The following is a 12,104-nucleotide window of genomic DNA, read 5'->3' as shown; positions in this document are numbered from 1 at the left end:
CTGAAAGTGGTGGAGGACTTTGCTAATGGTTTCAGCGAGGGGCTTCGGAAGATGCAAGAGAACGGCAGTGCGGCCGTACAAAACGATTTTGAGGTGACGGCATGAGGCTAAGAACGTGGTTCGCTCTGCTGGGTCTGCTGGCCTTTCTGGGGCTGGCGAACCCCGGTACTACCAACGGTGGCACCCTGGCCGCCCTCGCCCTGGTTCCGGTGCTCATCTACACGATGCCGGCGTTTGGGCGCTCTGGGGGTGGCCGGTGAGTATTCTTCCCGACCCCCGTATCACCGAGCCGCGTTTCTGGGTTAAGCGGGCCAGTGAGCCAGCGGTGCTGGTGCTCCGTAAACAGCGGGTGCTGAGTACCCAGCGTATTGCGGTGGAGCTGGCTGAGAAAGCCGCGGAGCTACGCGCCGAAGCGCACCAGGTAGACCGCGTGATCCAGGCCTATCGTCGTGAGCACGGCCTGAGTGCTGAGCAGATCAGGCAGGCCCGCCGCAACCGCCCAGCTTTCAGCTACCGCAACCCGATGGGCTAGAGCCCTCGAATTTTTTGTCCGTAAGTTTCCCCAAAAGTTTCCACCCACGAAAGACCCCAACCCATGACTACTATGACTATCACCGACCTGGAGCTCACCCAACTCTTTCCTAGCCCGTTGAACCCTCGCGAAGATGTAGGGGACGAACAGGCTATTAGCGAGATGGCAGATTCTCTGCGCGAGAAAGGTCTACTACAGCCCCTTCTCGTGGTGCCTCACCCTTCCCGTGAGGGCGACTATGAGGTTCTTATTGGCCACCGTCGTCTAGCCGCCGCTAGGCGTTTGGGCTGGTCTAGCCTCTCGTGCGAGGTGGTAACTGACCGTTTCACCGGTGATGCAGACAAAATCGCTGTCATGCTGACCGAAAATCTTCACCGGGCTGATCTAACTGCAGTTGAAGAGGGCCAGGCTATGCAAGCCATGCTTGATTTGCCTGGTTACTCCCTTGAGAAGGTGGCTAAGGCAACCTCTAAGTCTGTTTCGACGGTGCGCCGTCGTACCCAGCTCCTGAGCGCAGGTGAGCAGGTTCTTGCAGCAGTCAAGGAGAAGAAGATTGACCTGTTCCAGGCTGAGGAAATCGCTAAGTACAGCGATGAGCCCGACCTGGCAAAGGATCTGACTACCGCCGCTGAGTCCGGTGATGATTGGCGCTGGAAGCAGGCTACCAGCCGGGCTTCTAGCACCCTGAATTGGCGGCAGTCCGTTGATAAGCTGCACGCCCACCTGACCGGGCTGGGTTATGAGCTGATTGATGCTGAGCAGACCCGGTCACCTGAATACACATTTCTGCCGCCTTTCTATTACAGCGAACTGCCGACGAAGCCGCAGGAAGTGCTGGAACTGTCAAACTACGTTATCCCTCAAAAAGTCCTCGATGAGTACGGTAAGGATTGCTTGCGGGCTTACTTGAGTCACGGCGCTCAGCGGGTCCAGTGGTACGCCTTCATTGAGCAGGAGGAAGAGGCTGCTGAGCCTGAGCTGACTGCTGAGGAAATCGCGGAGCAGGAAGCTCGTGAAAAGGTTGAGCTGGCCCTGCGCGTGGAGCACCCCAAGTTCAAAGAGCACCTGGAGGAGCTGATCCATAAGCCGGCCAAGCTCAAGGGCACCGCTCATGCCGCCCTGATCGCTGCCATCTGCGACAGAAACTACACGCTGAAATCCGTTCTGGAAATTTTTGGTATCGACCATGACCCAGAGGATAAGGACCTGCGGGAAAAGGGACGCGCCAAGCTCGCTGAGAAAACTATCGACCAGCTCGCCTACGTTTTGTTCTTATATGAGGTCATCAACTTTAACAGCTCCGGCACGAGCAATCTTTACAGGTTGAATGAGCATGACCCGGCGCGGAACGGGAATTGGGCCGCCCGCAAGTTTGAGCTCTTAGAGAGTGTCTACGGTATTGAGCCGGGTGAGGCTATCAGGCAGGCCTGGGCGTTTTGGGAGCCGTCTCTGCCTGGGACTGAGGCTGAGGCTGTTAGTGATGAGGTGAACTTCTAATGAGCAGTGGCTATGTTTACCGTGACTCGAAGCGTGCCGGTGGCGCTTTAGCCGCCCAGGCACCCGCCCCGGCCCCTGCTCCGGCCGGGCGCCGGGTTCCGAATCCTGCGGCTGTGGCTCAGGCTCTGCGGGCCAAGGACGCCCGTATCAAGGAACTTGAATCTCAGCTTAATGATTATGCCGAGAATTACGACACCTTGGCCGGTATCAACGAAGGCCTGAAACAGGCGCTGGTGGACATGACCAAGCGGGCCGAAAAAGCGGAGGAAGAAACCAGAGCACTCAAGGTTGAAGCCGAGCAGACCAGCATCACCAAGGTCCTTGAGGAAGAACTGACAGCAGAGCGAGCTAAGAACGCCGAACTCACTGCGAAGACCAAGGAGCTGCAGGCCCAGCTCACCCGCTCCCGCCGCAAGGTTCAAGAAGCCCACAGAACCGCCCATGAGCACGCGGGCGCAGCAGTAACCATCAGCACCAACGGTGTTGAGCTCCACGGAACCTACGCACGAGCACCTATCGAGCAGATCACAGGCACCCTGAACCAGGCTTTCGAACTCTTTGTCAGGAGCGCAAGTGACCGCCACATTGCTGACGCTCGCCGCTAAAGGCTTCGCCACGGTTCTGCTGACTGCTCTGCTGGCAACAGCGCTCACCCTGGCAGCGACCGTGGCCATCAACCCCGCACAGCCCCTAGCCCCTGCCGCAAAAGCTCGCCTACAGGCTTACCTCACCGACCACGAGCAAATAGACAGCCCACAAGGCTACAGCCTCCAAGACATCATCAACATACTCGACGAACAGGAGAAAAGCCCATGACCAATAAAACTATTACCCTCTACACCAAATCAACCAGCTGCCAGCCCTACCACCCGACCTCCCGCTACACACCGAAAGAGGTTCTACTATGACCCTGACGTTCAGGCCACCATCAACCGGCTCCAAGAGGACGACCTGACCGACTACGACCCAGAGACAGGAGAACAAAAATGAGCGAAGAACTATTTGTGCGCTCTGAACACCTGAACCAAGCGTTCATTGCGCTGCTCCCTTTCACGAGTAAGGCCAAAGAGGAAGACCGCGTTGACGGCGCATACGCCATGCACGAAGTCATCCATCTGAATATCACGCATACCGGCAAGCTAGCCGTTTCTGCGTTCAGCAAGACAGGTGATTGGGCTATCGCGTTACTGCCCCTTGCTGACTATGAAGGGGCTGTAACTGACTTCGCTATCCACAGAGACGAAGCGTTGCTTTTCACTAAAACCTTTCGCCCACGAAAAGACCAGGAGAACCTCCTGCGTATCAGCATCGACCACACTGAAAGCGAAGCTAAAGGTAAAGACCAAACCGGCACCTACATCGAGTACCGACGATCGACCATGCTTCGTATCTCCGAGGAAGGGCAACTATTCGGCGCGAGAATCAGCCAGTTCGCCGGAGCTGATGCCCGCCATCTCACTCTACCGAACCGGTGGGCGCAAGTAGCCTCCGAAGCAGTCGTCGCAGGAGAAACCACCCGCGAATTCAGGCTCACCCCCGAAGATATCTCACCGCTCTCTAAAGCATGCAGAATCTACGGGACACCCCTGCTAAGTATGAGCGGATTCAATCTCCTGGCCCGCTTCGCAGGAGACTTCATCGCCTGTTGTCGTATCGATGGAGCCCACGACGAAAGAAAAACTGACTCTGAGCACAGCGTTGACAGCTGGGCGGAAGAAATCTTCACAGCATCCGAGTTCTTTCCTCACCACACAGTCAGGGAACAGCTCACCAGGATCGAAGAAGTCCCAGTCACCCACCTCTAAAAATGAACACCACAATCCAAAGGAGCCCACCATGGACCGCAGCTCTACACCTCGCATTCGAGTTCATGGAGCTAGAGCATGAGTTGGCTCAAAGTATCCGATGCCTTCGCTATGCACCCGCTTCTGCTGCAGGTGCTGGAGTTTCCCGAAGCCGACGACCGTATCCTCAACGAGTTCGCGGGCTTCATTACCCGATGCGGTACCAGCGCCGCCGCCTATGAAACCGACTACATTATCACCAAGGGTATGGTGCAGACACTGGCCGGCTCTTTCGCCCGTAATAAGGTTCTCTGCGACCTCGCGCTACGCATCGGCATCTTTACAGCCATGAAAGACCCCAAAGGCCGCATCGTTTACAAACTCATCGAAGAAGAAGACCTAGTCCACATGGTCGAGAAAGCAGAAAGACTCTGGAGGAACCGCCGACAACAAGATAACCGCAACCCCAAACTGACCGTACCCGTCCGAAAACGAGACGGTGACGAATGCCGCTGGTGCGGGCAAATCGTCAACTGGAACAACGACCGCAAAAGCGGCCGCGCAGGCACCTACGACCATCTCAACCCAGGCCAGGGCTCCGCCACACCGGAGGAAATGGTTGTCTGCTGTAAAACCTGCAATAGCTCCAGGCGAGACGACGCCCCCAGCTGGGATAAGACGTTGAGACCAGCCCCTGAGACTCCGTACTATTCCAAAGCAACCGTCACTTACCTTGCAAAGCACAACGTCAAGGTCACCCCCAGCGACTCCCTCCCCATCGAGGTAGCAGGCGCTGAACCAACAATCTCGCTCACCCCCGTCGAGCCCGCCACCGCGGTAGAGACGACCCAGGTTGAGCCCGCCACAGTTGAGCCTGAAAAACCGGCTCCTGCGGCGCCGGCTCCCAGGGCCACGACTCCCCACAAGGCGCGGGCACCGGAGGCAGAGACCTACGAGATTGACCTGAACAACCTTGAGCAGTCCATCGCCCAAGCGCCGGACTGGGTTCGTGCTGAGTGGCAGAAGTCAGAATCAGGCAGATTCGGGCAGATATCCACGGTGGCAGACCTGGGTTTGTCGGGACGGGACGGGACGGGAAGTAGAAATACTAACCACAAGAAAGACTCAGTGGCCTTAGAGAAAGCCACCAGTGCACCTAAGCCTAGAAGAAGGCGCCGTAGAAGGAGAAAGAAGAAAAGCAATGAGCAGTAAACCTATGAGTATTTGGGGGCCTCCAACAAAGCCCCGTATTCCCAAGGGCACGGTACCCAAGAGCTTCACGATGACAGCCCAGGAACTCCGCGAGCGCGAGGTGTTGGCTTGGTCTGAGCGTGTGTTTCAGGGTCATGTTGTTGAGTTGGCGCGGTCGTTGGGTTTTTCGTTGGTGTATCACACGTATGATTCGCGGCGTTCTCAGCCGGGGTTTCCTGATTTGGTGTTGGTGAATCCTGGTAGGGGTCGGTTGTTGTTTCGGGAGCTCAAGTCGGCCAAGGAGCGTATCTCTGGTGAGCAGAAGCGTTGGGGTGATGGGTTTCGTGCTGTTGGTGCTGATTTTGATTTTTGGCGGCCGCAGGATTGGGTGTCGGGTCGTATTGAGTGCGAGTTGAAAGGTGGTGGGTTTGGTGCCTGAGCATGTTGTTGATGACCCTGGTTGTGGTTGCTGGGGGTGTATTGAAGAAACTAGCCTGCGTTCGAGGGCTTCTAGCGCTCTGGGGCTGTTGGCTAAGGAGCGGCGTCGGGTTGATTTGGTAGGGATTGGTGAGGATGCGCCGGTGGAGTACTGTCTGATTGACCAGTTGCAGCAGTGTCTTACGAACTCTGCTGGTGGTGCGAATGTCGGGCGGGGCCGTCCTGGTCTTCCTTATGATGTTGCGGCGTCGGAGATGTGGACTGCTCTTTGGCTGGACTTGCGGAACGATGTTATGGATTGTGCAATATTTAGCGAACCTGATACCCCTCAGCATCATGCTTTGGTGTTGGTTGAAGCTGTTGATGGTTTGCCGGTTGATTGGCTGGAGGAGAGGGTTCTGGTGTGGGAGTTCTGGTGTAGGTCGATTCAGGCGCATGTGCATCCGTCTCGGAAGACTCCGGTTGAGGGGCCTTGCCCTAATCCTGAGTGTCGGCAGACCCGTTGGGCTTCTTATGATGAGGAGGGTGATCGTGTTTCGGATACGGCACTTGTTGTTACGTGGGAGGCTGATGTTGTCTCAGGCATGATGTGTCGGTGTTGTTTCTCTGCTTGGGGTAGAGGTGATCTGCTTGGGCTGGCTCAGGTGCTCAATGAAAATCTTGGGCAGGTTCTTGCGGGCGGGGGCTAGGGGCTGTTAAAGTTGTGAGTGCATCGGTTTACTGTATCCAAAAGCGGTAAATAACTTCGAGGGCCTTCACTTGTTGGTGAGGGCTCTTGTTGTTTAAGGTGCGGGAGCCTTGGGGAAGGCTTGCGGGTTGAGGCTGGCGCGGTACTGGCGCTTTTTTCGAGTGCCGGGGCCGCGCTGCTGGATCTTCGACGCGGTGTGAGGTGAGTTCCTTGGTTTCATCACGAACAGGAACAAGCAAATGGCTGAGGATTGCCCGTAAAGCTAAGGCTCAGGCCTTAGAGGCTGGGCTGTATACCTGCCCTTTGTGTGGGGTGGCCTTAGATTGGGTGCGGTCTTGCCAGCCTAATAGTCCTGAGGTTGATCATGTGATTCCTTATGCAGAAGGTGGCACGGATTCTTTGGAAAATGTGCGTGTTATCTGCAGGCTGTGCAATCAGCGCTTAGGTGGGAAGTTGGGTGCTTCTCGGGGTGTGAGGTCTAGGGCTACTGATAGGGCAGTTCCGGTGGTTTTTCCGACAGCTGTTCCTTGGTGATGTGTTGGGGGGTAGGGGAGGTGCCCCTCCCCTGCTACCCCTGCCAGTGCCCCTCGGCATAGCGATATCTCCCCAGAGAAAATACACAGATGCCCTGGTCATTTCGATTTTTTCCACACATGTTTTTTGTAATTTAGTGTTCGGGGGTGGTCCTGAGTGGCTGGTAAGAAGCAGCTGGAGCCTCTGGACTTGGCTGCCCGGCCTGTAGCAGGGTCGGTAACGGAAGCGGCGGAGACGGGCAGTAGGCTAGATAGCCTTAAGGCGCTTCGGTCTGTGGTTACCCGCCATATTGATTCTGAGAACACTCTTGCCCGTGATCTTGCTGCGCTCTCTCGCCAGTACCTTTTGCTGTCTAAAGAAATTCAGGAACTTGAGGAGTTAGAGAAGCAGTACGGGGATGAGGGAGGGGATGCTGAGGATGAGTTATCAGCGGAGAGCCCCTTCTCAGAGGAAGCTATCTGATCTTGCTAGGCATCTTGTTATTCCTCAGGGGTTAGAGACTACTGCCTGGCCGATGATTGCCCGTCAGCTTCAGCGGATGAGCTATCCCTTGGATCGTTGGCAGGTTGGTTTTGGGCAGCTTCTTTTCGCTAAGCGAGCCGATGGGGTTTATGGGTGTGGTGTGGGTGGGGCGGTCGCGTCTATCCCTCGCCAGGTGGGTAAGACTCATATGATGGCTGGGCTTATGTTTGCTCTCTGTATTGCTCAGCCTAGGACTTTGGTGCTGTGGACGGCGCATCGTGCTCGTACTCATTCCGAGACGTTTGGGTCTATGCAGGGGGTGGCTAATCGCCCTGAGATTGCTCCCTTCATTAAGACTATTCAGCGAGGTTCGGGTAAGGAAGCTGTGGTCTTTGCTAATGGTTCTCGCATCCTTTTTGGGGCTCGTGAGAACGGGTTTGGCCGTGGTTTTGCTGAGGTGGATGTTGAGGTCTTTGACGAGGCTCAGATTCTTTCGGAAAAGGCAATGGAGGACATGGTTCCTGCTACCAACGCCGCGGAGAATGGTCTAGTTATCCTTTTGGGTACCCCTCCGCGTCCTTCTGACCCTGGGGAGGTTTTTGCCAGCCGCCGTGAAGCTGCTTTGGCTGGGGACGCGGATACTCTCTATGTGGAGTTCTCTGCTGATGAGAACGCGAACCCTGATTCTCGGGTGCAGTGGGCTAAGGCTAATCCGTCCTACCCGCACCGCACGAGCGAAACAGCTATTTTGCGTATGCGTAAGCTCTTGGGCTCAGATGACTCGTTCAGGCGTGAGGGTTTGGGTATCTGGGATAAGACCGCTACCTCAAAGGCGTTTAGGTCTGATGCTTGGAAGGTGCTGGTCTCTGAGCCGCCTGCTGAGGGGAAGGATGTCTTTGGTGTTCGGTTTAGTGTTGATGGTTCTGAGGTTGCCTTGGCGGCAGCCCGGAAGCCAGCTGATGGTGGCCCCATATTCGTTGAAGCTATTCGCTCTGAGCCGGTGGCCAGTGGCACGGATTGGCTGGTTGAGTTCCTTGTGGCACGCAAGTCCACTGCTGCGCAGTTCGTGATTGATGGTAAGGCGGGTGTTGGTTACCTGGTTCAGGCTCTGCGGGACGCTGGTGTGAAGAACAAACTGCTGATTATCACTCCGACCACAGATCAGGTCATTACGGCTCACGCTATGTTTGACCGTGGTGTTGTTGAGGGCGGTCTTGCCCATTCAGGCCAGGAGGGATTAACTCAGCAAGTCCTCTCAGCCTCGCGTCGGTCTATCGGTAAAGCTGGTGGCTTTGGTTGGGAGGCCCCCGAAGGTGGCTCCGTGACCGTTATGGAAGCCGCAACCCTCGCCTTTTGGGGCGCAAAAATAACTAGGCGCAGGCCAGGAAGAAAGCAGGTGGTTTCAGTATGATGCTTCACGCCGTCAGCTCTATTGCCACCCCGGCAACCCCTCGGCTGGGTGGATCTGAGATTGGTGCCATCGAGAAAATGCGCAACCAGCTCGAAGCTAAACGCTACCGCAATATGAGCAGGCAACTCTATTATGATCAGAAAGTGCTACTCAAAGATTTGCGGATTTCGGTACCTCCCCAGCTGCGATCTATGGAGTCAGTGCTGGGCTGGCCAGCCAAAACGGTGGATGTGTTGGCTGATCGTATTCACTTTGAAAGATTTGTTGCCCCCGGCAAGACCGAAGACCCATTCGGGCTAGATGAAATGGTCAACGCCAACGACTTCCGCAAGGCTTTTGATGAAGCGGTCACCAGCGCTCTGACCCATTCTTGTGCTTTTATCACAGTCTCTCACGGCCAGACAACTGCGGGTGAACCTGAAATCCTGTGGCAGGTCAAATCGGCCCACACCGCAACTGGCCTGTGGGACCCCCGCCGTAGGGCTCTTTCAGCGGGCTTAGCGGTTACTGGATACGATCTGGAGGGCACCCCAAACCAGTACGTCGCCTATTTCATGGATAAGGTCGTTATCTTGAGCATTGGAGCCGGAGGGCGGGTGATCCCAGAGATTATCCCCAACCCAACGGGCCGGGTGCTCATGGAACCCGTCGTCGCTGGCGCTGATTTGCGTCGCCCCTTTGGGCGCTCGCGTATCAGCCGGGCCGTCATGTCCCTCACCGATTCAGCCATTCGAACAATTGTTCGGTCTGAGATTGGTGCTGAGTTTTTCGCCTCACCCCAACGCTACGTGCTTGGGGCTGAGCCGGATGCCTTCGCAAATTCCAAATGGTCGGCGCTCATCTCCCGAGTACTAGAGGTTAGCAGGGATGAAGAGGGCCAGATCCCTGAAGTTGGTCAGTTCTCACAGCTCTCTATGCAGCCACACACCGACCAGCTGAGGCAGTGGGCCGCCCTTCTCGCTGCTGAGTCTCAGATACCGCTAGATGAGCTTGGTTTCCCCTCAGATAACCCGTCCTCTGACTCGGCTATTCAGTCCCAGCGGGACCCCTTACGGCTGGCAGCTGACAGGATGATACGCGGCTTCACTTCCTCCTTGCACCGCCTGGCCTACACCTCGGTGATTTTGAGAGACGGTAGGGCGCAAGACGGTCTAGAACGTGTTACCGGCTGGTTCGCCCCAACCCTGCACGTTTCTGATGCAGCCGCCGCTGACGCCGTGCTCAAGCAAGTAACAGTTATGCCCTGGCTCGCTGAGTCACCGGTCATCCTGGAAAAGCTCGGGTACTCACAATCAGCTATTGAGCGCCTACTGGCCGATAAGAGACGAGCTCAGGGAGTCAGTGCCTTGGCTCAGCTCCGCACCTCAACTCCCAGCCCTGTGCCTGACACCGAGGGCACAGACATGTAGGAGGAGGTCTCAATGATTGACCAGACAAGTGTGGAAGCTCTGCGCTCGCAAAGTAACCTGGCTGCTCAACTGGCTATCAAAGACCTGGAACTGCTCTTGAGTAGACTTCCTGAGCAAGCTGAAGCCAAGCGAAAGGTTCTGCTTGAGGCTGTCCCGCTCCTGGTCGAAGAGTACGGGAATATGGCCGCTGTTGGCGCTGAGGAATGGTACCTGCAGATGCGTCGGGCCTACACCACTAGCTCCTTTAGCTCAGTGCTTGGTGAACCTCCGGCGGCAGAGGTGGTGCGTAGCAACGTTCGAGCCGTGATCGGTCCCCTCTTTGACACTTCCTTGCCTGCTGACGACGCCTTGAAGCGTACCCGGGCGAAACTGAATCAGGTGGTTGAGCGGTCGGTCAAGCAGACGGCCCGCTCAACCATGCTGACTAACGCTGCGCGTGACGGTCAGGCCCTGAAGTTCGCTCGGGTACCTGCTGGCTCTGAAACCTGCGCTTTTTGCCACATGTTAGCTTCTCGTGGTTGGGTCTACGCCACTAAAGAATCGGCTAGTACAGCTCAGAAAACCGGCAAAAGTTTCCACGCCGGTTGTGACTGTGTCATAGTCCCTTCTTTCGGCTCTGATGACCCGATTATTGAGGGCTATGATCCGGATTTGCTCTATCAGCGCTATCTCTTTGGGGAGAAAGAACTGCGTGATCGCTTCCCTGGGAAACGTCCAACTGATGAAGAGGTCGCTGCCCTTATCCGGCGGCTACTACCCTCAATTTATGACCCCACCTATCAGGTAAATTCTGGGGACATTCCCTTTTCAAAACGCCAGCTTGCTCCGCTGTCGGATAAGAAGATACGTCACATCTTGCACGGAGACCGAAAAGGCGGTGGACACGTGTACGGTGCCACCAAACGTGGTAAGACACAGTTCCCGCCCTGGTGGACAGAGAAAGACATCTTGGGGGCTATCGAAGATATACAACTGCATGGAAAAGCTATTCTGAAAGACGGCGATTCTCTCTTATACGAGGGCTACTCTCGGGGAGTGCTAATCCGTGTACGAATACGAAATGGAGAAGTCGGCACGGTATTTCCTATACGGGGAGACGGTGTAGAAAAGTACTTCCCTGAAGGAAATTCAGCTGAACCGCTTTTAAAGTACTCGTCAACAGACTATCCTGATGTCTATGGGCACAAATTTAGCTGACACGATTGATCTTGAAGATGTAGCTCTCAGACTGCTGAGAGAGCTACAACTGATTATGCCCACAAACCCCCATCAACGATTCGCTGTAGACGAGCTTGATGCAGAGCAAGAGCCAGGTATGACCATCGAAATCTTGGAAAAATATGCCAAGCGATACCGGCCCTATCTTCCCGAAGACTACAAACGAGTCATCGAAGAAGAGTTCGGATATACCTTCTGACACCTCTCAATGCCGTAACAAGGAGCACCCCAGGCAGCTGGGGTGCTTTTCTATACCCTAAAGTTTTTACCCCGCACGCCCAGGGGGCAACAGGGCGGTAACAACCATAGACGCAACCTGCATTTGCCGGTCGCGGAAGAACAAGACAGGAGCAAGCATCCATGAGTGAAACCACAAACGGCGTAGAGGCTCCACCCGAGCCGAAATCACAGGCTGAGGACACCTCAGCTCATGACTTCTCCCCGATTACCAGTCAGGCAGAGCTCAATCGCGTGATTGAAAACCGGCTAGAACGTGAGCGCCGCAAATACGCTGACTACGCCGAGCTAAAAGCCAAGGCCAGCAAGTTTGAAGAGTTCGAAGAAGCATCCAAGAGCGAGCAACAGAAACTAGCTGAACGCGCGCAGAAAGCCGAAGCCGAGTTAGCCAAACTACAAGCTGCAGCCCAGCTCACTGAGTGGAAGGCCCAGGTCTCTGAAGCAACGGGAGTGCCGGCTAAAGTATTGGCTGGTTCAACCCTTGAAGAGCTCACCGCACACGGTGAGCAGCTGGCTCAGCTCCTGGGTTCAAAAGCTCCTGCATCACAGCGCACCATCGTCCCTTCTGGGGCTGAAAGCGAAGCGCTGGCCCTGAACGGTGATGGGCTAGAGAATTCCCTCAAAAGGGCTCTTGGCATCGTCTAACCAGCTCACTCAATTTACCCACCCTATGCCCCGCTTTTGGGGCTTTTCTTCTTTAAGG

At 55.7% G+C, this 12,104-nt stretch carries 15 protein-coding genes; all 15 read left to right on the top strand.

Going from position 1 to position 12,104, the window contains the following annotated elements; all coding sequences use genetic code 11:
* Positions 1 to 101 precede the first annotated feature (101 nt).
* The 15 genes from ACN080_RS07230 (at position 102) to ACN080_RS07160 (ending at position 12,046) form a co-directional block, all read left to right on the top strand.
* The gene (locus ACN080_RS07230) at positions 102 to 260 is read left to right on the top strand and encodes a hypothetical protein (protein ID WP_419113422.1); all 159 of its coding nucleotides are present in this window, start codon (positions 102 to 104) and stop codon (positions 258 to 260) included.
* Entirely contained in the window at positions 257 to 532 is a 276-nt protein-coding gene (locus ACN080_RS07225) for a hypothetical protein (protein ID WP_419113421.1), read from the top strand. The genes ACN080_RS07230 and ACN080_RS07225 overlap by 4 nt, the downstream gene beginning before the upstream one ends.
* Before the next feature lie 63 nt (positions 533 to 595).
* Complete coding sequence (locus tag ACN080_RS07220; protein ID WP_419113420.1) at positions 596 to 2,029, top strand: ParB/RepB/Spo0J family partition protein; 1,434 nt, start codon at positions 596 to 598, stop codon at positions 2,027 to 2,029.
* Complete coding sequence (locus ACN080_RS07215; protein WP_419113419.1) at positions 2,029 to 2,634, top strand: hypothetical protein; 606 nt, start codon at positions 2,029 to 2,031, stop codon at positions 2,632 to 2,634. Before ACN080_RS07220 ends, ACN080_RS07215 begins: the two co-directional genes overlap by 1 nt.
* The gene (locus tag ACN080_RS07210) at positions 2,603 to 2,845 is read left to right on the top strand and encodes a hypothetical protein (protein WP_419110524.1); all 243 of its coding nucleotides are present in this window, start codon (positions 2,603 to 2,605) and stop codon (positions 2,843 to 2,845) included. The genes ACN080_RS07215 and ACN080_RS07210 overlap by 32 nt, the downstream gene beginning before the upstream one ends.
* A 170-nt stretch (positions 2,846 to 3,015) precedes the next feature.
* Positions 3,016 to 3,834: a hypothetical protein gene (locus tag ACN080_RS07205; RefSeq protein WP_419113418.1), complete on the top strand. Its 819-nt coding sequence runs from the start codon at positions 3,016 to 3,018 to the stop codon at positions 3,832 to 3,834.
* A gap of 78 nt (positions 3,835 to 3,912) precedes the next feature.
* Positions 3,913 to 5,025, top strand: coding sequence for an HNH endonuclease (locus ACN080_RS07200; protein WP_419110530.1), 1,113 nt, complete (start codon positions 3,913 to 3,915; stop codon positions 5,023 to 5,025).
* Complete coding sequence (locus ACN080_RS07195) at positions 5,015 to 5,443, top strand: VRR-NUC domain-containing protein (protein WP_419113417.1); 429 nt, start codon at positions 5,015 to 5,017, stop codon at positions 5,441 to 5,443. Before ACN080_RS07200 ends, ACN080_RS07195 begins: the two co-directional genes overlap by 11 nt.
* 888 nt (positions 5,444 to 6,331) lie before the next feature.
* A complete protein-coding gene (locus ACN080_RS07190) occupies positions 6,332 to 6,664 on the top strand; it encodes an HNH endonuclease (protein WP_419105072.1) in 333 nt (110 codons plus the stop codon).
* A gap of 156 nt (positions 6,665 to 6,820) precedes the next feature.
* Positions 6,821 to 7,126, top strand: coding sequence for a hypothetical protein (locus ACN080_RS07185; protein WP_419105071.1), 306 nt, complete (start codon positions 6,821 to 6,823; stop codon positions 7,124 to 7,126).
* On the top strand, positions 7,083 to 8,537 hold the full coding sequence (locus tag ACN080_RS07180) for a hypothetical protein (RefSeq protein WP_419113416.1): 1,455 nt from the start codon (positions 7,083 to 7,085) through the stop codon (positions 8,535 to 8,537). Before ACN080_RS07185 ends, ACN080_RS07180 begins: the two co-directional genes overlap by 44 nt.
* Positions 8,534 to 9,946: a phage portal protein gene (locus ACN080_RS07175; RefSeq protein ID WP_419113415.1), complete on the top strand. Its 1,413-nt coding sequence runs from the start codon at positions 8,534 to 8,536 to the stop codon at positions 9,944 to 9,946. Before ACN080_RS07180 ends, ACN080_RS07175 begins: the two co-directional genes overlap by 4 nt.
* A gap of 12 nt (positions 9,947 to 9,958) precedes the next feature.
* Entirely contained in the window at positions 9,959 to 11,143 is a 1,185-nt protein-coding gene (locus tag ACN080_RS07170) for a hypothetical protein (RefSeq protein WP_419113414.1), read from the top strand.
* Positions 11,144 to 11,198: 55 nt separating this feature from the next.
* Positions 11,199 to 11,363, top strand: a complete 165-nt coding sequence (locus ACN080_RS07165) for a hypothetical protein (RefSeq protein WP_419105067.1) — start codon at positions 11,199 to 11,201, stop codon at positions 11,361 to 11,363.
* A gap of 161 nt (positions 11,364 to 11,524) precedes the next feature.
* Positions 11,525 to 12,046 (top strand): hypothetical protein, encoded by a 522-nt coding sequence (locus ACN080_RS07160; protein WP_419113413.1) that lies wholly within the window; start codon positions 11,525 to 11,527, stop codon positions 12,044 to 12,046.
* Positions 12,047 to 12,104 lie beyond the last annotated feature (58 nt).

It is taken from the genome of Rothia sp. CCM 9416, from assembly GCF_048513535.1.
Classification (GTDB): Bacteria; Actinomycetota; Actinomycetes; order Actinomycetales; family Micrococcaceae; genus Rothia.
Note: the sequence above shows the minus strand (reverse complement) of the source record. Positions and strands in the feature narration are given on the sequence as shown.

Excerpts from the sequence above, each read along its gene's own strand:
- ACN080_RS07165 (WP_419105067.1), top strand. The coding sequence starts at position 11,199 with ATGCCCACAAACCCCCATCAACGATTCGCTGTAGACGAGCTTGATGCA.
- ACN080_RS07205 (WP_419113418.1), top strand. The coding sequence starts at position 3,016 with ATGAGCGAAGAACTATTTGTGCGCTCTGAACACCTGAACCAAGCGTTC.
- ACN080_RS07175 (WP_419113415.1), top strand. The coding sequence starts at position 8,534 with ATGATGCTTCACGCCGTCAGCTCTATTGCCACCCCGGCAACCCCTCGG.
- ACN080_RS07170 (WP_419113414.1), top strand. The coding sequence starts at position 9,959 with ATGATTGACCAGACAAGTGTGGAAGCTCTGCGCTCGCAAAGTAACCTG.
- ACN080_RS07215 (WP_419113419.1), top strand. The coding sequence starts at position 2,029 with ATGAGCAGTGGCTATGTTTACCGTGACTCGAAGCGTGCCGGTGGCGCT.
- ACN080_RS07180 (WP_419113416.1), top strand. The coding sequence starts at position 7,083 with ATGAGTTATCAGCGGAGAGCCCCTTCTCAGAGGAAGCTATCTGATCTT.
- ACN080_RS07160 (WP_419113413.1), top strand. The coding sequence starts at position 11,525 with ATGAGTGAAACCACAAACGGCGTAGAGGCTCCACCCGAGCCGAAATCA.
- ACN080_RS07195 (WP_419113417.1), top strand. The coding sequence starts at position 5,015 with ATGAGCAGTAAACCTATGAGTATTTGGGGGCCTCCAACAAAGCCCCGT.
- ACN080_RS07230 (WP_419113422.1), top strand. The coding sequence starts at position 102 with ATGAGGCTAAGAACGTGGTTCGCTCTGCTGGGTCTGCTGGCCTTTCTG.
- ACN080_RS07200 (WP_419110530.1), top strand. The coding sequence starts at position 3,913 with ATGAGTTGGCTCAAAGTATCCGATGCCTTCGCTATGCACCCGCTTCTG.
- ACN080_RS07220 (WP_419113420.1), top strand. The coding sequence starts at position 596 with ATGACTACTATGACTATCACCGACCTGGAGCTCACCCAACTCTTTCCT.